A 20,805-nucleotide genomic window follows, 5' to 3' on the forward strand; every position below is an offset into this window, starting at 1 on the left:
ATGACGGGCAGAACGGCACACGACATCGCCGTGGTGGGGATCGCGGCCAGGTTCCCGCAGGCGGCGGACCTCGGCGCGTTCCTGGCGAACCTGCGCGCCGGCCGGGACTCGGTCCGGGACATCCCGGCCGGGCGGATCGCCGCCACCGGCCTGGACCCGGACGGCGACTACGGGCCGCTCGGCTACCTGGACGACATCGACCGGTTCGACCACGAGTTCTTCGGGCTGTCCCGGCGCGAGGCCGAGGTGATGGATCCGCAGCACCGGGTGTCCCTGGAGCTGGCGCAGGGCGCGATCGAGGACGCCGGGTACCGGCCGTCGGCGCTGCGCGGCACCCGTACCGCCGTGGTGTTCAGCTCACCCATGCCGGGCTATGCCGCCCTGCTGCCGGAACTGGACACCCTCGCCGCGGTCGGTAACGCGCCGGCCGCGCTGCCGTCCCGGATCGCGCACCTGTTCGGCCTCACCGGGCCGTGCTACGGCGTCGACACCGGCTGCAACGCCGCGCTCGTCGCGGTGCACCACGCCTGCCGCGAGATCCGGGCCGGTGACGCCGCGTACGCGCTGGCCGGGGGAGTGAGCATCCGGCCGGTGCCGCCGTCCCGGCGATCCGCCGCCGCGTTCGCCGAGGTGGTCGCCGCGACCGGCCGGTGCCGCTCGTTCGACCGGTCCGCCGACGGCGCGGCGGGCGGCGAGGGCGGCGCCGTGCTGCTGCTGACCGGCATGGACACCGCCGTACGGGACGGGCTGCCGGTCTACGCCGTGATCCGGGGCAGCGCCGTCCTGCACAACGGCTTCCACGCCGCCACGATCAGCACCCCCAGCCCGGCGGCCCAGGCCGACGTGATCACCACGGCGTGGCGGGCGGCGGGACGGGATCCGGCGCTGGCCGGATACGTGGAGGCGCACGGCTCCGGGACCCGCCTCGGCGACGCTATCGAGGTCGAAGGGCTCGCGCTGGCCCGGCCCGCGGCGGCAGGCCGGCTGCCGATCGGGTCGGTGAAGTCCAACATCGGCCACCTCGACCACGCCGCCGGGATCGCCGGCCTGGTCAAGGCGGTGCTGAGCGTGCACCACGGCGAGCTGTTCCCGTCGCTGCACTTCGTGGCGCCGGCCGACGGGGTGGACCTGGCCGCCGCCGGGCTGGAGGTGCTGGTCGCGGGACGGCAGTGGCCGGCGGGAGACCGGCCCCGGCTGGCCGGGGTCAGTTCGTTCAGCCTCGGTGGCGTCAACGCGCACTGCGTGCTGGAGCAGGCGCCGCCGCGGGACCCGAGCCCGGCGGGCGGCACCGGACCCGCGCTGGTCGGGGTGTCGGCGCGGACCCCGGCGGATCTGATCACGCTGTGCGAACGTCTCGCGGTGCGGCTCCGGGACGGGACGGCTCCGTTCCCGGACGTGGCCCGTACCCTCACCGAAGGCCGCGACCACCGCCCGTGGCGCGTCGCCATGGTCGCCTCCGGCACCGCCGAGCTGGCCGGGCGCCTCGCCGAGCAGGTCACCTGGCTGCGCCTGGACTCCGATCGGGCGGCCCCGGCCGCAGCGCCCAAGGTGGTGCTGCTGCTGTCGCGGGACGCCGAACCGGCCGAAGCCACCGAACCCGACGCCCGGCTGCCGCTCACCGGCGCGGCCGCGGGCCTGGTCGCCGCACAGTTGCGGGCGCATGACCTGCTCGTCCGCGCCGGGGTTCGGATCGAGGCGATGCTCAGCTCCGGCATCGCCCGCTACGCGGTGCGGCTGATCCGCGGGCAACTGTCGCCGTCCGACGTCGCCGAGCTGGAATCCTTCGACGGGACCGGGGATCTGGATCGGGCCGCTGATCCGGCCCGGCTGCGGGCCGCGGCCGACGAACTGGCCGCCGCCGGTCCGGTGGTCTTCGTCGAGCTGGGCGTCCGGGGCGAACTCAGCGACCTGCTGCGCGGCCGTCCGGGCACCGATGTACTGAACGTTCTGTCTGGTTCCGGGCCGCTCGCGCTGCTCGGCGAGCTGTACCGGCGTGGCGTCGACCTGGACTGGGCCGCCCTGGCCCCGCCCGGCGCCGGCCGGCTGTCGCTGCCCGGCTACCCCTTCCAGGGCGGAAGGTGTTGGATCCAGTCGGCCACCGCGCTCCCGGCTCCGGCCCGTCCCGAGCCGGCGCCGGAACCCCACCAGGGGCGGTCGGTGTCGGGGTGGCTGCGGGACACCCTCGGCGAGCTGCTGCACGCCGGGACGGTCGCCGAGGACGCCGACTTCTTCGCGCTGGGCGGCAACTCGATCATCGCGGTGCAGCTGGTGAACCGGATCGCCGACCGGTACGGCTGCCGGCCGAAGATGATCGACATCTACGAGAACGCCGAGGTCGGCCGGCTGGCGGTCCTGATCGAGAAGCTGGCCGGCCCGGTGACGGCGCCGGAAGAACTGCCGCCGATCGTGCCGGGCGCTGATCCGGTGCTGTCGTTCGGCCAGGAGCGGATGTGGTTCCACCATCAGCTCGAACCGGGCACCACCCTCTACAACCTGCCGGTCACCGACCGGATCCTCGGGCCGCTCGACCTGGCCGCCGTCCGGATGGCCTGGGAGGATCTGGCCGCCCGGCACGAGGTGCTGCGCAGCAACGTCACCGAGCACGACGGCCGCCCGGAACTGGTGATCCGGCCCGATCTCGGCGATTTCTTCCAGGTGACGGACCTGACCGGGATCGACGGCGAGGACGCCCGGATGGCCGAGGCCACCGCGCTGGTGGCCGCCGACTGCCGGCGCGGTTTCGACCTGGCCGGGGACCCGCTGGTCCGGCTCACCGTCGTCAAGCTCGCCGACGAGGACCACCTGCTGCAGTACACGATGCACCACGCGGTGAACGACGGCTGGGCGCCGGCCATCATGCAGCGCGAGTTCCTGGCGTTCTACGAGGCCCGGCGCACCGGCACGGTGTTCACGCCGGACCCGCTGCCGGTGCGCTACCGCGACTACGCGCGATGGCAGCGCGACCTGCTCGCCTCGTCGGCGCTGGACGGCGAGCTGGACTACTGGCGCGAGACCCTGCGCGACGCTCCGGCGCTGGAGCTGCGCACCGACCGGCCGCGGCCGGCCGAACGGGACTACGCCGGCCAGGTGATCGGCTTCCGCATCCCGGAGGAACTGGCCGGGGAGCTGCGCGCGGTCGGGCAACGGGAGTCGGCGACCCTGTTCATGGTGCTGCTCGCCGGCCTGAACCTGCTGCTGGCCGACCGGTCCGGGCAGGACGACATCATCGTCGGGACCCCGACGCTCGGGCGCACCCGCCCGGAGCTGTGGGATCTCATCGGATTCTTCAACAACACCATCGCGCTGCGGACCGACCTGTCCGGGCGGCCCACGTTCGGTGAGGTGGTGCGCCGGGTGCGTGGGGTGCTGCTCGGCGCGCTGGAGCACCAGGAGATCCCGTTCGACAAGGTGGTCAAGGAGATCGCCCCGCAGCGCGGCCTGAACCGCAACCCGATCATCGACGTGCTCTACATCCACCAGGTGCTGCCTGCCGTGACGTCGTTCCCGCAGACCGAACAGGTCCGGTTCGACGCCGGCGGCAGCGGCTTCGGCGGGCTGCCGGCCGGCACCGCCAAGTTCGACCTGACCCTGGTGGTGGCGGAACGCGCCGGCGCCGGGCACCTGGAGGCGGGCCTGGAGTTCAGCACCCAGCTGTTCGACGAGGCGACCGCCGCCGGGATGGTCGAACAGTTCCTCGGCGTGCTGCGGTCGGCGGTACGGCAGGAGCCAGGGGGAGCGGCCGGGGTCCACGTGCGGGCCGTGCCGGCGGCGTTGGCCGCGGACCTGCACGACTTCGCCTCGGCCGCCGCGGTGACCGTGCCGGACGTGCTGCTCGGGGGCCTGGTGACGCTGCTGGCCCGCCGCTCCAACCAGGACGAGGTGCTGATCGGGGTGGGACCGCTCCCGATCCGTGTCGATCTCGGCGACGAGCCGGATCTGCGGACCCTGGTGGACCGGCTCCGGCAGGTCGCCCCCGCACCGTCCGAGGGGACACCGGAGGTGTGCTTCGGCGAGGAGCCGGGCGGCGCGGCGCAGAACTGGACCGCCCAGGCCGACGGCGACGACCTCACCCTCGTGGTCCGGTTCGACACCGGCCGGTTCGATCACGCCACCGTCGAGACGCAGGCCGGCCAGATGCTGAGCCTGCTCCGCGCCGCCCTGCGCGAACCCGGAACACCCGTCATGGACCTGAGGCCGGTCCAGCAGCGAACGGAGACCGACCGATGAGTGATCACAGCCCGGGCCGCGGCCCGGTCGGCGTGGTGGGCGCGGGCACCATGGGGCTCGGGGTGGCGCAGTGCTTCGCCCGCGCCGGCTACTCCGTGGTCGTGGTCGACACCGACCCGGCGGCGCTCGCCTCCGGACCGGCCCGGCTGCGGGCCGGCCTGCGGCTGGACCGGCTGCTCGACCGGCTTCCCCCGGGCGGGCCCACCCCGGCCGAGGCCGCCGCGCTGGTGCGCTGGAGCGACTCCCTCGAGGACCTGTCGGCGGCCTGGTTCGTGGTCGAGTGCGCCCGGGAGCTGGTGGCCGTCAAGGAGGAGCTGTTCGGCGAACTGGACCGGATCTGCGTACCGCAAGCGATCTTCGCCTCCTGCACCTCGGCGATCCCGATCGCGCGGATCGCCTCGTGGACCGCACGGCCGGACCGGGTGCTCGGCATGCACTTCATGAACCCCGCCCCGCTCAAGGACACCGTCGAGGTGATCACCGCGGCGACCGGCGCCGCCACCCTCGACACCGGGCTGGCGCTGCTCACGGCGATCGGCAAGGAGGGCGTGGTGGTACGCGACGCGCCCGGCTTCGTCTCCAACCGGGTGCTGATGCTGACCGTCAACGAGGCGGCCACCGTCGTCCAGGACGGCACCGCCGACGCCGGCACCGTCGACCGGGTGTTCCAGGGCTGCTTCGGGCATCCGATGGGACCGCTGCGGACCGCCGACCTGATCGGGCTGGACACCATCGTGGACTCCCTGGTGGTGCTGCGCGACCACACCGGCGACGCCCGGTTCGAGCCGTGCCGCCTGCTGGTCGAGATGGTCGGCGCCGGGCGGCTCGGGCGCAAGAACGGTCACGGGTTCCACGACTACCGCGCCGGGAGCCGGGCCGATGACTGACCTCGGCTACTGGGACCGCGAACTGGCCGGCGTCCCCGGGTTCACCGCCCCGCCCCGGCTGCGCGCCGACGGTGGCCGGGCGCCGGTGCGGCACCACATGACGCTGCCCGAGACCACCGTGGCCGGGCTCCGGGCCCTCGCCGACACCGAACTCACCGACCCGGCGTCGATCCTGCTCGCCGGCCTCGCGGTCCATCTCGGGCGCCGCGCCGCAACCGAGGACGTCGTGCTGGGCCTGGTCGTCGCCGGCCGGGCCCGTCCGCTGCGGATCCCGGTGCGGGCCGGCTCCCGCTTCACCGAGGTGGTGCGGCACACGGCGCGACAGATCCGGCGGGTTCGCCGTCACCAGCACCTGTGGCGGCACCACGACGGGTTCACCGCCGAGCACGCGGTCACCGTGCACCCGGAGACACCGGACGGTGAGCAGGGCGCCCTCGCCATCGTGGCGCGCGGCTCCGCGTGGGAGTTCCGGACCACGACCGCCTATCACGACCAGGAAACCCTTGCGGCGTACGCCCAATCGTGCGCCCACCTCCTCGAAACCCTGCTCACCGCCCCGGACCAGCCACTGGCCCTGCCGTCCTGGGACGTCGCCGCGCTGGTGGACGAGCAGGCCGCCCGCACCCCGGACCGGCCCGCCGTCCGCGACGCCACCCGCACCCTCACCTACCGTGAGCTGACCACCCGCGCGAATCGGCTGGCCCGGTTCCTGCTGGCGCACGGCGCCGGCCCGGACCGGATGATCGCCCTGACGCTGCCCCGCTCGGCCGACCTGGTGGTGGCGATGCTCGCCGTCCTGCGCAGCGGCGCCGCCTATCTCCCGGTCGATCCGGACCAGCCGGCACGCCGCCGCGACTTCGTGCTCGCCGACGCCCGCCCGCTGCTGACCCTCGGCCCCGGCGGCCTGTCCCCGGACCAGGCCGAACTGGACGGCTACTCCGACGCGGGCCTTCCCCAGCCGGCGCGGCCGGACGACGCGGCCTACGTGATCTACACGTCGGGGTCGACCGGCCGGCCGAAGGGCGTGGTGATCCCGCGCACGGCCATGGGCAACCTGCTGTGCGCGATGCGGGACCGGTTCGCGCTGACCGAGAGGGACCGGCTGCTGGCGGTCACCACGGTGTCCTTCGACATCTCGGTGCTGGAGATCCTCCTGCCGCTGATCAGCGGCGCCGGCACCGTCCTGTGCCCGCCCGAGGTGCTGCGTGACCCGGCAGCGCTGGAGCGCCTGATCGACCAGGCCGGGATCACCACCGTCCAGGCGACCCCGTCGCTGTGGCGCAACCTGCTCGCGCTCGTCCCGGAACGGTTGCGGGGCCTGCGGGCCCTGACCGGCGGCGAGCCGCTGCCGACCGAGGTGGCCGCCCGGCTGCTGGACCTGGCCGGGTCGGTGACGAACCTGTACGGCCCCACCGAGACGACGGTGTGGTCCACCGCCGCCACCCTGGAATCCGCGCGGGTCACCATCGGCCGCCCGCTGTGGAACACCCGGGTGCACGTGCTGGACGCTGCCCTGCAGCCGGTGCCCGCCGGTGCGGAGGGGGAGCTGTACATCGCCGGGGACGGGCTGGCGCGCGGCTACCTGAATCGTCCCGGGCTGACCGCGTCCCGGTTCGTGGCGGACCCGTTCGGCCCGCCCGGGACCCGCATGTACCGCACCGGCGACCTGGCCCGCTGGACCGGAACCGGCGACCTGGAATGTCTCGGCCGTACCGACGCCCAGGTCAAGGTGCGCGGCTTCCGGATCGAACCGGGTGAGATCGAGGCCGCGCTGGCCGAGCATCCCGGGATCGACGCGGCGGCGGTGGTCGCCGAGAAGGACGGGACGGGTCACCGGCGGCTGGTCGCCCACCTGGTCCCGGCCGCCCATCCCGCCGCCGCGGATCTGCGCGCCCACCTCCGGGACCGGCTGCCGGAGTTCATGGTGCCGGCCGTCTTCGCCGGGCACGCCAGTCTCCCGCTGACCCCGAACGGGAAACTCGACCGGGCCGCGCTGGCCCGGCCGGTCACGCCGGCGGCGCCGGTGCAGGCCCTGTGCCGGATCGTCGCCGAGCTGCTGGGCCTGCCGGAGGTCCGGCCCGATGACAGCTTCTTCGACCTGGGCGGGGACAGCATCCTGTCGGTGCAACTGGTCAGCCGGGCCCGGCGGGCCGGACTGCTCCTCACCCCGCAGCAGATCTTCGAGCACCGGACCGCCGCCGCGCTGGCCGCCCACGCCGAGCCGGTCGCCGCCGTCGCCGCGCCGGCCCCCGCGGACGACGCCGGGCCGGTGGCGCTGACCCCGAACATGGCCGACCTGCGGGCCGCCGCCGAGTCGCTGGACGGCTTCAGCCAGCACACCGTGTGGTACACGCCGGCCGGCCTGGACGTCGACCACCTGCTCCGCGCGGTCCGGACCGTCCTGGACCGGCACGGCGCGCTGCGGATGCGGCTCACCGGCCCGCCGGACGCCTTCACCGCCGCGATCACCGGGCCCGGCACGGTGTCCGCCGCGTCCTGCCTGCACCGGGTGGACGCGGCCGGGCTCACCCCGGCCGAGCTGGGCGACCTGGTCGCCAGAGAGACCGCGGCGGCACGCGGGCGGCTGGCGCCCTGGTCCGGCGTGATGATCCAGTTCGTGGTCCTGGACACCGGCCCGGGCGAGCGCGGCCGGCTCGTGGTGGTGGCCCATCACCTGGCGGTCGACGCGTTCTCCTGGCCGCCCCTGATGACGGACCTGGCCGCGGCGTACCGGGCCGCGGCCGGCGGGGCCGCGCTCGCGCCGGCCACCGGCACCCCGTTCCGGCAGTGGGCCCGGCTGCTGACCGAGGGCCCGGACCGGACCGGCGAGCGGGAGTTCTGGGCCGGCGTCACGGCCGGCCCGCGGGCCGCGCCGCCGAGGGGCCCACTCGCCACGCGGGAACTGACGGTGACCCTGGACGCCGCCGCGCTGAACGGCTTCGCCGAGGCCGGCCGGATCCCGGTGAACGACGTGCTCCTGACCGCGCTGGCCCTGGCCGCCGGCCGGGACGGCCCGGTGACGGTCGCCGTGGAACACCACGGCCGCGACCTCACCCACGGCGGCGCGGATCTCGCCGACACCGTCGGCTGGCTCACCACCCGATACCCGCTGCGGCTGGACACCGGCGGCGCCCCGCCGCACGCCGCGCTGGACCGGGTCCGCGCGCAGATCGCCGCGGTGCCCGGCAACGGCGTCGGCTACGGGCTGCTGCGGCAGCGGGGGACGGTCACTGCCGCGGAGCCACGGATCGGGTTCGCCTATCTGGGCCGCATCGCCGGAGGGCGGCCCGCCGACTGGGCGCCCGCGCCGGAGACCACAGCGGTCGCCGTGGACGCCCCGGATGTCCTCGGCCACGACGTGTCGATCTCCGCTTATCTCCACGACACGGGTACCGGTGAGGAGCTGCGCGCGGCCTGGAAGTGGCGGGCCGGCCTGCTCGACGACGCGGTGGTCCGCGCGCTGGCCGGCGACTGGCTGGCGGCTGTCGCCGGTCTGGTGGCCGGGGCGGCGCCGGCGACGCCCAGGGTGACCAGCGGGCGCGGCGTCTACAACGTGCTGTTCCCGCTGCGGGAGACGGGCGCCAGGCCGGAGCTGTTCTGCGTCCACCCCGGCGGCGGCCTCGGCTGGGTCTACCTCGGGCTGACCACCGCGCTCGGCCCCGACCAGCCGGTGTACGCCCTCCAGGCCCGCGGCATCGCCGAACCGGAACCGCTGCCGGCCTCGGTGGAGGAGATGGCCGAGGACTACATCGCCCACCTGCGCCAGATCCGGCCGAAGGGCCCGTACCGGCTGCTCGGCTGGTCGTTCGGCGGGGTGGTGGCGCACGCGATCGCCACCCGGCTCCAGCGCGACGGCGAGCGGATCGACCTGCTGGCCATGGTCGACAGCTTCCCCATCGACGGGGTCGCGATGAAGGACCGCCTCGAGGCCCGCAAGCAGGGGATCCTCGGGGAACTGCTGAAGTTCGCCGGGTACGGCGAGTCGATCTGGGGCGGCGCGGAGCCGTCGGTGCGGCGGTTCGCCGAGATCGTCCGGGACAGCGACACCGTTCTCGCCGGCATGACCGAGGACCGGATCCGCGCCGTCGTCGACGTCACCGCCAACTGCACCGAGATGTCCGGGCGGTTCGTCCCGCGGGTGTTCGACGGGGTGCCGCTGCTGTTCGTGTCCACCCGGGACGTCCCGGAGGGCACCCCGACGGCGGAGGCCTGGCGGCCGTACGTGACCGGCCTCGACGTACGCCCGATCCCGGCCGGACACGAGTCGCTGCTCAAGGGGCCGGCGCTGGACACCATCGCCGCGCTGCTCCGTGGCCGGCTCGGCCGGGACACCTCGGGAGGGACCACGCCATGACCACCGTCGCGCACGATCGCCGGGAACTGTCCGCGGCGCAGGCCGGGATCTGGTTCGCCCAGCAGCTCGACCCGCACAGCCCGGTGTTCAAGGTCGCCGAGTACCTGCTCGTCGACGGCCCGGTGGACCCGGCGCGGTTCGAGGCAGCGGTCCGCCGGACCGTCGCCGAGACCGACACCCTGAACCTCCGGTTCACCGACACCGGCGGCGGCCCGGTCCAGGAGTTCGCCGCGCTGCCGGACTGGCCGTTCCCGGTGGTGGACCTCAGCGGCGCGGCGGATCCGGCCGCGGCGGCACTGGACTGGATGCGTACCGAGCAGTCCCGTCCGTTCGACCTCACCGCCCTGCCGCTGTTCGCGCACGCCCTGCTGCGGCTCGGCCCCCGCCGGTACGCCTGGTACCACGCCTACCACCACATCGTGATGGACGGGCTGGGCGGCGCGGCGATCGTCCAGCGGGTCGCCGAGATCTACTCGGCCCTGGCCGCCGGCGAACCGGTGCCGGACGGGACGATCCCGTCGGTACGGGTCCTGCTGGACCAGGACGCCGGCTACCGCTCCTCGCCCCGGTTCACCGAGGACCGCGAGTGGTGGGCCGCACGCCTGGCCGGCCGCTCCGCCCCGGCGACCCTGGCCCGGCGGCGCGGCCCCGGCACCGCACCACCGCTGCGCGGCACCGCCCGGGTGTCGCGGGACACCTTCGACCGGCTGCGCGCCACCGCGGCAGCGGCCTCGGTGAGCTGGCCGGCGGTCCTCGTCGCCGCGATGGCGGTGCTGGTGCACCGGGCGAGCGGCGAGACGCGGCTGGTGCTCGGGTTCCCGGTGAGCGCCCGCAACGGGCGGGCCGCCCGCCGGACCCCCGGCATGGCGGCCAACCTGGTGCCGCTGTGCGTCACGCTGCGCGCGGACGCGACCCTCCGCGAGACCCTGGGAGCCGTCGCCGCCGAGATCACCGCCGTGCTGCGCCGCCAGCGATACCCGTACCAGGACATCGTGCGGGACCTGGGGCCGGACGGCGGCGGGCAGCGGCTGACCGGGCCGACGGTCAACGTGATGGCCCTCGACTACGACGTACGGTTCGCCGGGCACCCGGCCACCACACACCGGCTGCCCAACAGCCCCGTCGAGGACCTGGCCGTCTTCGTCTACGACCGGGGCGACGGCACCGGCCTCGAACTCGGCTTCGACGCGAACCCCCGGTGGTACGACCCGGAGGAGCTGCACGGCCATCAGCGCCGCTTCGCCCGCCTGCTGGAGGCGCTCGGCCCGGACGCGCTGGACACCCCGGTCAGCGCGCTGCCGGTGGACGTGCCCACCCGCCAGAAGATCACCGACGTGGTACGGGCCGTCGAGGCCACCGCCGACCGCTGTCCCACCGCGACCGCTGTCGTCGACCGGGACGGCCCGCTGACCTACGCGGAGCTGGACGAGGGCGCGAACCGGCTGGCCGGCCTGCTGACCGACCGCGGCGCCGGCCCGGGAACCGTCGTGGCCGTGGCCCTCGACCGCCGCGCGCATCTGGTGACGGCGCTGCTCGCGGTGCTGAAGGCCGGCGCGGCCTACCTGGTCCTCGACCCGGCCCACCCGCCGGCCCGGCTTCGGGACCTGCTCGGCGCGGCCCGGCCGGTGCTGGTGGTGGACCGGGACACCGTCGCGGCGGCGTCCTCCCGGCCGGCGCGGCGGCCCACCGGGCACGTCCGGAACCCCCTCGAACCGGCGTACCTGTGTCACACCTCGGGTTCCACCGGCCGGCCCAAGGCCGTGGTGGTGCCGCACGGCGCCCTGGCCGCGCACCTCGACTGGCTCGCCGAAGCCCATCCGCTGGACGGGCGGGACGTGATGCTGGCCCGTACCGCCGCCACGTTCGACGCCTCCGTCTGGGAGCTGTGGCATCCGCTGCTGTCCGGCGCCACCGTGTGCCTGGCGCCCGAGGAACTGGCGGGCGATCCGCGCGAGCTGGTCGCGTTCGCCGCCCGGCACGGCGTGACGGTCGCCCAGTTCGTGCCGTCCCTGCTGGCCGCGACGCTGGCGGAAGCCGGCCAGGACGTGCCGTGGCCGACCTTGCGGGCCCTGTTCAGCGGCGGGGAGGCGCTGCCGACCGCGCTCGCCCGGAAGACGGTCCGCCGCTGGCCGGTTCCGCTGGTCAACCTGTACGGCCCGACCGAGACCACCGTCCAGGTCAGCGCGCACACCTGGGCCGGCACGGACGGGCCGACCGTGCCGATCGGCGCCGCGGTCACCGGCACCACCCTGCATGTGCTCGACGACCGGCTGAACCCGGCAGGCGAGGGCGAGCTGTACGTCGGCGGCGCGCAACTGGCCCTCGGCTACCTCGGCGAGCCCGCGCTCACCGCGTCCCGCTTCGTGGCCGGACCGGAGGGGACCCGGCTGTACCGGACCGGTGACCGGGTCCGCCGTGACCCGTCCGGGGTGCTGGAGTTCCTCGGCCGCGCCGACGACCAGGTCAAGATCCGGGGCTTCCGGATCGAGCCCGCCGAGGTGCGGCACGCGCTGGAACAGGACCCGGACGTGTCCCGGGCGGCGGTCACCGCGCGCACCGACCACCGGGGCCGGCTGCGCCTGATCGCCCACCTGGTCCCGGCGGTCCCCGGCACGGACCTCGATCCGCAGGCCGTCGCCGACCGGCTGCGGCAGCGGGTGCCGGGGCACCTCGTACCCGGCGCCTTCGTCACCGTGCCGGACCTGCCGCTGACCCGGCACGGCAAACTGGACCACGCCGCGCTGCCGGACCCGGCGCCCGTGCCCGCCGCCGGGCCGGCACAGGCCGCCGCCACCGACCGCGCGGAACTGCTCGCCCGGCTGATCGCCGAGGTGCTCGGGATCGACCGGGCCGGACCCGGCGACGACTTCTTCACCCTCGGCGGCGACAGCATCCTCGCCATCCAGCTCGCCGGACGGGCCCGTCGCGCCGGACTCGCGATCACGCCGCAGGACGTGTTCAGCAGGCGCACCGCCGCCGCCCTGACGCTCATCGCCGTGGCGGTCGAGGACCGCGCCGGCGGGACCGATCCGTCCGCGGACATCCCCCTGCTGCCGATCATGCACCGGCTGCGGGAGACCGGCGGCCCGATCGACGGGTTCAACCAGTCGATGCTGCTCACGGTCCCGGCCGAGGTCCAGCGGCAGCATCTGGCCGAGGCGCTGCAGGCGGTGCTGGACCGGCACGACGCGCTACGGATGCGGCTGGACCGCTCCGGGACGTGGTCGCTGTCGGTCCGGCAGGTGTCCGCGGCCGACTGTCTGACCTGGACGTCCGTCGCGGGATGGACCGCCGCCGAAGCGGACGCGGGACTGCGCCGCCTGGCCGAGCAGGCCCGCACCCGCCTCGACCCCGACGCCGGCGTGCTGGTCCAGGCCGTGGTCACCGATCCCGGCGCCGGGCAGGACCGCCGGCTCGCCCTGGTCATCCACCACCTCGCCGTCGACGGCGTGTCGTGGCGGGTGCTGACGGCCGACCTGGCCACCGCCTGGACGGACGCGGTCGCGGGCCGCCGCCCCCGGCTTGACCCGGTGGGCGCCTCCTTCGGCGCCTGGTCCCGGTCGCTGGCCGGCCGGGCGGCCGAACCCGGCCTGTGGCAGCGGATGCTGCGGCGGCCCGAACCGCTGCTGGGATCCCGGCCGCTGGACCCCGCCCGCGACGTGTACGACAGGCAGCGTTCCCTCGTCGTGCGGCTCCCACCGGAGCAGACCGCCGCGCTGCTGACCCGGGTGCCCGCCGGCTACCGGGCCCGGGTCCACGAGGTGCTGCTGGCCGCCCTGGCGATCGCGGTCCGGGAGTGGCGGCCCGGCCCGGCGCCGGTGCTCGTCGACGTCGAGGGCCACGGCCGGGAACCGTCCGGCGACGAGATCGACCTGTCCCGGACCGTCGGGTGGTTCACCAGCCTGTTCCCGGTCGCGCTCGATCCGGCCGGGTCGCCGGCCGAGACGGTCCGCCGGGTGAAGGAGGTGCTGCGCGCCCTGCCGGACAACGGCCTCGGGTACGGCCTGCTGCGCCACCTCACCACCGGCCCCGCCGAGGCGCTGGCCGCCCTGCCGGCGCCGCAGATCAGCTTCAACTATCTCGGCCGGCTGGGCGCCGCCGAGTTCGGCGTCGTCGCCGCCGCCGACGCGGGCGCGCCGGTGACGCACGCCGTGCAGATCGACGCCTACGCCGACGAGAACCACCTCGTCGCGCGATGGGCCTGGCCCGTGGACGTGCTGCCCGAGGAGCGGATCGCGGACCTCGCCCAGCGGTGGCGCACCGCCCTCGGCGCCCTGATCGCCGGGGCGCCCGCCCCGGGTGGCGCCGGCCGGAGCCCGGTGGACGTGCCGCTGGTCGCGCTGACCCGGCGGCAGATCGCACGCCTCGAAGCCGAGCACCCCGGGCTGGTGGACCTGCTGCCGCTCACCCCGCTCCAGGAGGGACTGCTGTTCCACGCGGTGGCGGCGCGGGACACCCCGGACGTGTACGCCGTCCAGCTGATCGTGGACCTCACCGGCCCGGTGCGCGCGGACCGGCTGCGTGCCGCGGCGCGGGCGCTGCTGGACCGGCACCCGAATCTGCGCGCCTGCTTCGTGCACGACGGCCTGGACCGCCCGGTCCAGGTGATCCCCGCCGAACTGGACCCGCCGTGGCACGACGCGGACCCCGGTGACGCCGCGTTCCCGCCCGACCGCCCGCCGCTGCTCCACTTCACCCTCCTCGACCTGGGCGAACAGCGCTTCCGGCTGGTGCTCACCCACCACCACCTGCTGTCCGACGGCTGGTCGGCCCCGGTGCTTCTCGAAGATCTCTTCGCCTTGTACGCCGGACAGCCGCTCCCTCCGGCCCCGAGCTTCCGCGACCATCTCGCCTGGCTGCACCGGCAGGACCGGGACACCGCCGCCGAGGCGTGGCGGGCGGCGCTGGCCGGGGCGCCGCCGACCCGGGTGGCGCCCACCGACCCCGGCCGCGCCGACAGCCCGCCGCAACGGTGGGAGACCGCGCTGCCCGCGGAGTCCACCGCCGCGCTCACCGGCCGGCTGCGGGCATCGGGCATCACCCTGAACACCGCCGTGCTCGCCGCCTGGGGCCTGCTGCTGGCCGAGCTGACCGGCCGGGACGACGTGGTCTTCGGCATCACCGTCGCCTGCCGTACCGCGCCGGTCCCCGGCATCGACCGGATGGTCGGCGCGCTCATCAACACCGTGCCGGCCCGGGTCCGCCTGGAACCGGAGGAGTCCCTGCTCGGCCTGCTCACCCGCCTGCAGGACGAGCAGGCCGCCCTGATCCCGCACCAGCACCTCGGCCTCAGCGACATCCAGCGGGCCACCGGCGGTCCGGTGCTGTTCGACACCGCCGTCGTGGTCGAGAACTATCCGGCCGACTGGACGGCGTTCGCCGAACCGGCGCCCGGGGTCCGCATCACCGGCATCCACGGCCGCGACGGCACCCACTATCCCCTGAGCCTGGCCGTCGCGCTCGTCGGGGACCGGCTGACCCTGACCCTCGGCTACCGGCCCGACCTGGTGGATCCGGCGACCGTACCGGGCCTGGCCGAACGGCTCACCCGGCTGCTGGCGGATCTCGGCGCCGGCCCGGACCGGCCGGCGATCGTCCGGAGCGACCCGGCGCCGGAGCCGGTTCCGGCCCTGTTCGAGCGGCAGGTCGCCGCCGTCCCGGACCGCCCGGCCGTGGTGTGCGGCCCGGTCGAGCTGAGCTATGCCGTGTTCAGCGAGCGCGTCAACCGGCTCGCCCGGTTCCTCGTCGCCCGGGGCGCGGGCCCGGAGCGGGTGGTCGCGATCGCGCTGCCGCGGGGCGTGGACCAGGCCGTGGCGATCCTGGGCGTGCTGACGGCCGGGGCCGCCTACCTGCCGATCGACCCGCACCTGCCGGCGGAGCGGATCCGGCAGCTGATCGAGGACGCCCGGCCGGTCCTGGTGCTCGACGGTGACCAGGAGTTCCCGGACGAGGCGGCCTACAGCGGGCAGCCCCTGACCGACGCCGACCGGATCGCGCCGCTGCTGCCCACCCACCCGGCGTACGTCATCCACACCTCCGGCTCCACCGGCCTGCCGAAAGGCGTGGTCGTCACGCACGCGGGACTGGCGAACCTGGCCACGGCCACCGCCACGCGATTCGGTGTCGATGTCGGGAGCCGGATGGCGCAGCTCGCCCCGCTGGGGTTCGACGCGTCGGTCGCCGAGTGGGCGACCGCCTGGCTGTCCGGGGCGGCCCTGGTGCTCGGCGTCGCGGACCGGGCGCTGGTGGGGGAGGAGCTGGCCCGGTTCCTCGACAGCGGGCGGGTCAGCCACCTGATGATCGTGCCGAGCGCCCTCGCGCTGCTGCCCGCCGACCGGGTCGATCCGCGGGTCAGCGTGCTGGTCGGCGGTGAGGTGTGCCCGGAGCCGCTGGTCCGGCGCTGGTCGGCGGGCCGGCTGATGGTGGCCGCGTACGGCCCGACCGAGGCGACCGTGGCGGTCACCACCAGCCTGCCGCTGGGCCCCGGCGACAGCGGCCTGATCGGCCGTCCGCTCGGCGGCGGCGCGTTGCACGTGCTGGACGAGCGGCTGCGCCGGGTTCCGGCGGGGGTGGCCGGCGAACTGTACGTGTCCGGCCCCGCCCTGGCCCGCGGCTACCTGAACCGGCCCGCGCCGACCGCCGAACGGTTCGTCGCCGACCCTTTCGGCGCTCCCGGCGCCCGGATGTACCGCACCGGCGACCTGGTGCGGGAACGCCCCGACGGCAGCCTGGACTACCTGGGACGCACCGACGACCAGATCAAGGTCTTGGGGGTACGGGTCGAGCCCGCCGAGATCGAGGCGGCGCTGCTCCGGCATCCCGCCGTCGAACGGGCGGTCGTGGTGGCCGCCGGGGGAAGACTCCGTGCCTACGCCGTCACTTCGGACCCGGTCTCGCCGGCCGGCCTGCGGGAGCACCTGGAACGGCTGCTTCCCGGCCCGATGGTGCCGGCCACGGTGGCCGTCGTCGACGAGCTCCCGCTGCTGTCCAGCGGCAAGGTGGACCGGGCCGCGCTGGCGGCGCTGAACCCGGCCCCGGATGACCCGGCGCCCGCGGTGACGGGCTCCCGGGCGGTCGGTGATGCGGCCCGGAAGGTCGAAGGGGATCCGGTGCTGGCCGGGCTGGTGGCCGAGGTGCTGGACGTCCCCACGGTCACCGGCGCCGACGACTTCCTCGGTCTCGGTGGGGACTCGCTGCGGGCCATGGTGCTGGCCAACCGGATCCGTGCCGTGCTGCGGGCCGACGTGCCGGTCCGGGACATCCTGCGTGCCCCCTCGGTGGCCGCGCTGGCGGAGCGGATCAGCGGGGCGGGCGGGCCCCGGCCCCCGTTGCGCCCGATGACCCGGCCCGGACAACCCCCGCTGTCGGCCGCGCAGTTCCGGCTGTGGATGGCGAACTACCTGGGCGAGGCCGACGGCGGCTACAACATCGCGCTCGGCCTGCGCCTGGACGGCGACCTGGACGTGCCCGCCCTGGAAGCCGCCCTCGGCGACCTGACCGGACGGCACGAGAGCCTGCGCACGATCTTCCCCGACGGCGCGGACGGGCCGTACCAGCAGGTGCTGCCCCCGGAGCCCGGCCCGGTGCTGCGGACGTCCGGGCCGCTGCCCACGCTGGTCGCGGCCGAGGTGAACCGTGGTTTCGACCTCGCCACGGAGATCCCGTTCCGAGCCCATCTGTTCGCCCTGGGCGACCGGGAGCATCTCCTGCTGCTGGTGGTGCACCACATCGCCTGCGACGGCCACTCGATCGGGCCGCTCGTCGCCGATCTGTGGGCCGCGTACGCGGCGCGGAGCCGCAACCGGCCTCCGGAGTGGACGCCGCTGCCGGTGCAGTATGCCGACTACACGCTGTGGCAGCGGCAGCTTCTCGGCGATCCGGCCGACCCGGGCAGCCTGGTCGCCCGGCAGCTCGGCTTCTGGCGCGAGGAACTGGCCGGGGCACCGGACCGGCCGGCGCCCCGGATCGCCCGCCACCGCACCGCCTCCGTCGCGCTGCACCTGCCGCCGGAAACCCACCGGCGGATGCGGGAGCTGGCCACACAGTGCCGGGCCAGCACGTTCATGGTCGCCCAGGCCGGCCTCGCGGCGGTCCTGGCCGGCGGCGGCGACCTGCCGATCGCCACCGCGGTGGCCGGGCGGGACGACGAGGCCCTCGACGGGCTGGTCGGGTGTTTCGTCAACGTGCTGGTGCTGCGCACCGACTGTTCGGGGGATCCGTCGTTCCGGGAGCTGGTGCTGCGGGTCAGGGATACGAACCTGGCCGCGTACGCCCACCAGGAGGCCCCCTTCGAACTGGTGACGAAGGGCCGCGGCGGCCTGGTGCCGGAGGTCGCGCTGGTGTCGCAGACCTTCACCGAGCCGCGGCTCACCCTGCCCGGTCTGCGGGCCACCGTCGAGCCGCTGAACTCGGACACCGCGGAGTTCCCTCTGGTCGTGGAGCTGCGGGAGACCTTCACTGCCGACGGTGTCCCGGCCGGGGTCGAGGGCCTGGTGCACCACGCCGTCGACCGGTTCGACCGGCCCGCCGCCGACCGGATGGTCACCGCGCTGACCGGCGTGCTCACCGAGGCCGGACTCGACCCGGATCTGCCCCTGACGGCGCTGGCCCCGGGAGGCTGACCAGCCGCCGGTGCAGTTCCGCGGGGCCGACCGCGGAGAGGCCGCGAGCCGCCAGCCAGGCCGCGGCGGCTGCCGGATCACCGCTGGTCAGCACCGGTACGCCACGCTGCCGGAGCACCCCGGTCAGCCCGGCACGCACGGGTGTCGCCGCGGTGAGCAGGCTCCCGGCCAGCACCACCGGGCCGTCCGCGCCCACCTCGTCCAGGGTGGCGGTCAACCGCCGGACGGCCTCGCCGGTGATCGCGGCCGCGTGCGGGTCCCCTGCCCGGGTCAGGGCACACACCACCGGCGCGAGCCCGGCGATCCGGGCGTGCGGCGACGTCTGCGCCCAGGCGATCAACGCGTCCCGCCCGCCGGTGCCGGCCGCCGCGGCGGGTGTGGCAGGCGCCTCCGCGGTGATCGGGGCGGCGAAAGCCTCCGCGGCGATGGCGGTGGCGAACGGGGACGGCCAGGAGCGGACGGCCGAGCGCAGCGCCCGAAGGCCCAGCCAGTGCCCGGAGCCCTCGTCGCCGAGGAGCCAGCCCAGCCCGTCCGCCGTACGTACCACCTGATGGTCCTTGATCTCGGCGGCGACCGCGCCGGTGCCCGCGATGAGAACCGTGCCCGACGCCTCGCTCGCGCCCGCCGCGAAGGCGGTCACCGCATCCCCGACGACGGTGAACGGGCAGGTCAGACCGGTCGATCTCCAGGCTCGGGTGAGCGCGTCGAGGATCGCCGGGTCGGCGCAGGCGCCGAGCCCGGCCAGGCCGAGGGTCCCACCGGCGACCGCTGCCGGTTCCAGGCCGGACAGCGCCCGCCGGACCGCCCCGGCGATGGCGGCCGCCGCGCCCGGACCGCCGGCGAACAGGTTGCCGGGGCCGTCCCTGCCGCGGCCCACCACCGAGCCGTCCAGGGTGGCCACCACCGCGCGGGAGGCCGTCCCGCCTGCGTCGACACCGACCACGAACCTCATGGCCGAGATCGAAACACAGAAATTCATTGTTGACTAGCTGTGAAGACGGTCGTAATTTTCATCGCAACGAGCAATCGATGAAAAGGATGTCCATGCGATGACGGGTGAGAGCGGCGGGCTGCTGGGGCGGCTGCGCATCGAGGGGCCGCGGATGCCGGAGGCGCTGAGCCGCATCGCCGAGGCGATCCTCGCCGACCCGGAGACGGCGGCGCACGCCAGCATCGTGGATCTCGCCGAACGGTCCGGCACGTCCACGGCGACCGTCACCCGGTTCAGCCGCACGCTGGGCTTCAAGGGGTACGCGAGCCTGCGCGTCGCCGTCGCCACCGAGACCGGCCGGGCCGAGCAGGCCCGCTGGGAGACCGACATCAGCGGCGACATCAGCCCGGACGACCCGCTCGACCAGGTCCTCTCCGTGGTCGCGGCGGCCGACACCCGGGCCATCCAGAGCACCGCGTCGCTGATCCGCACCGAGGACGTCGAACGGGTCGCCGCGACCATCGCCGGCGCGCAGCGGGTCGAGCTGTTCGGCTTCGGCAGCAGCGGCACCGCGGCCCGCGAGATGGCGTTCCGCCTGGAACGGATCCGGGTGCCGGTGTGGCACCGGCAGGACAGCCACGCCGCGCTGACCAACGCCGCGCTGCTGCGCCCCGGCGACGTCGCGATCGGCCTGTCGCACTCCGGCCGCACCCGCGAGGTGATCGAGACCCTCGCGGAGGCCGCCGACCACGGCGCGCTGACCGTGGCGGTGACCAGTTTCAACAGGTCGCCGCTGGCCGAGGTCGCCGACGTCGTGTTCACCACCAGCGTGCTGGAGACGACGTTCCGGCTGGCGGCGCTGTCGGCGCTGCACTCGCAGCTGCTCGTCCTCGACCTGATCTATGTCGCGGTGGCGCAGCGCACCTACGAGCGGACGGCGGAGGCCCTGGAGCTGACGGTCCGCGCCGTGGACGCGCACCGCCTGCCGGAGAAACAGCCGACCCGTAAACGGCGGGGAGAGAGAGGACCGACGTGAGCGCGGATTTTCAGTCCACGATCGAAGAACTGGTGGCCGGGGTGGGCCGGGGGCAGCAGGAGGCGAAGTCCCGGGCGGCGGGCCTGCTGGCCGGCTCGATCCTCAACGGCGGCGTGATCCAGGCGTTCGGCTGCGGCCACTCCGAGGCCCTGGCCATGGAGATCGCCGGCCGGGCCGGCGGGCTCGTGCCGACCAACCGGATCGCGCTGCGTGACATCGTCCTCTACGGCGGTGCGCCGCTGGAAGCGCTTGCGGACCCGGGCGTGGAACGCGACCCGGGCATCGCCCACAAGCTCTATGAGCTGGCGCCGGTGAAACCCGACGACGCGTTCGTCATCGCCTCCAACTCCGGCATCAACGGCGCGGTCGTCGAGATGGCGCTGCTGGTCAAGGAACGCGGGCACCCGCTCGTCGCGATCACCTCGGCGGCCCACTCGGCCGGGGTCACCTCGCGGCACCCGAGCGGCCGCAAGCTCGGCGACATCGCCGACGTGACCCTCGACAACGGAGCGCCCTACGGCGACGCGGCGCTGCCGCTGCCCGGCGGCGGCGCGGTCGGGGCGGTCTCCTCGATCACCGCGGCGCTGCTGGCCCAGCAGATCGTCATCGCCGTGGTGGACCACCTGATCAGCGCGGGCGTCACCCCGCCCGTCTACCTGTCGGACAACGTGCCCGGCGGCAAGGAACACAACGCAGAACTCGAGGCGCGGTACGCCGGGCGCATCCGGCGTACCGCATAGAGAAACGAG

The 20,805-nt window shown here is 75.2% G+C and carries 7 protein-coding genes; 6 read left to right on the plus strand and 1 reads right to left on the minus strand.

Annotated features, from left to right (window positions below; genetic code table 11):
• Genes ACZ3II_RS28755 through ACZ3II_RS28770 form a run of 4 tightly spaced genes read left to right on the plus strand, consistent with a single transcriptional unit; the run spans position 1 to position 18,089 of the window.
• The gene (locus ACZ3II_RS28755; protein WP_465521008.1) at positions 1-4,227 is read left to right on the plus strand and encodes a condensation domain-containing protein; all 4,227 of its coding nucleotides are present in this window, start codon (positions 1-3) and stop codon (positions 4,225-4,227) included.
• Positions 4,224-5,114 (plus strand): 3-hydroxyacyl-CoA dehydrogenase family protein, encoded by an 891-nt coding sequence (locus ACZ3II_RS28760; protein ID WP_465521010.1) that lies wholly within the window; start codon positions 4,224-4,226, stop codon positions 5,112-5,114. The genes ACZ3II_RS28755 and ACZ3II_RS28760 overlap by 4 nt, the downstream gene beginning before the upstream one ends.
• Entirely contained in the window at positions 5,107-9,468 is a 4,362-nt protein-coding gene (locus tag ACZ3II_RS28765; protein WP_465521012.1) for an amino acid adenylation domain-containing protein, read from the plus strand. The genes ACZ3II_RS28760 and ACZ3II_RS28765 overlap by 8 nt, the downstream gene beginning before the upstream one ends.
• A complete protein-coding gene (locus ACZ3II_RS28770; protein WP_465521014.1) occupies positions 9,465-18,089 on the plus strand; it encodes an amino acid adenylation domain-containing protein in 8,625 nt (2,874 codons plus the stop codon). Before ACZ3II_RS28765 ends, ACZ3II_RS28770 begins: the two co-directional genes overlap by 4 nt.
• Here ACZ3II_RS28770 and ACZ3II_RS28775 read toward each other — a convergent pair.
• Positions 18,031-19,041: an N-acetylglucosamine kinase gene (locus ACZ3II_RS28775; RefSeq protein ID WP_465521016.1), complete on the minus strand. Its 1,011-nt coding sequence runs from the start codon at positions 19,039-19,041 to the stop codon at positions 18,031-18,033. The genes ACZ3II_RS28770 and ACZ3II_RS28775 overlap by 59 nt on opposite strands.
• A gap of 97 nt (positions 19,042-19,138) precedes the next feature.
• Here ACZ3II_RS28775 and ACZ3II_RS28780 point away from each other — a divergent pair, with 97 nt between their 5' ends.
• Complete coding sequence (locus tag ACZ3II_RS28780; RefSeq protein ID WP_465521018.1) at positions 19,139-20,056, plus strand: MurR/RpiR family transcriptional regulator; 918 nt, start codon at positions 19,139-19,141, stop codon at positions 20,054-20,056.
• A complete protein-coding gene (locus ACZ3II_RS28785) occupies positions 20,053-20,796 on the plus strand; it encodes a sugar isomerase domain-containing protein (RefSeq protein WP_465521020.1) in 744 nt (247 codons plus the stop codon). The genes ACZ3II_RS28780 and ACZ3II_RS28785 overlap by 4 nt, the downstream gene beginning before the upstream one ends.
• Positions 20,797-20,805 lie beyond the last annotated feature (9 nt).

Source organism: Actinoplanes sp. NPDC019969 (assembly GCF_055562375.1).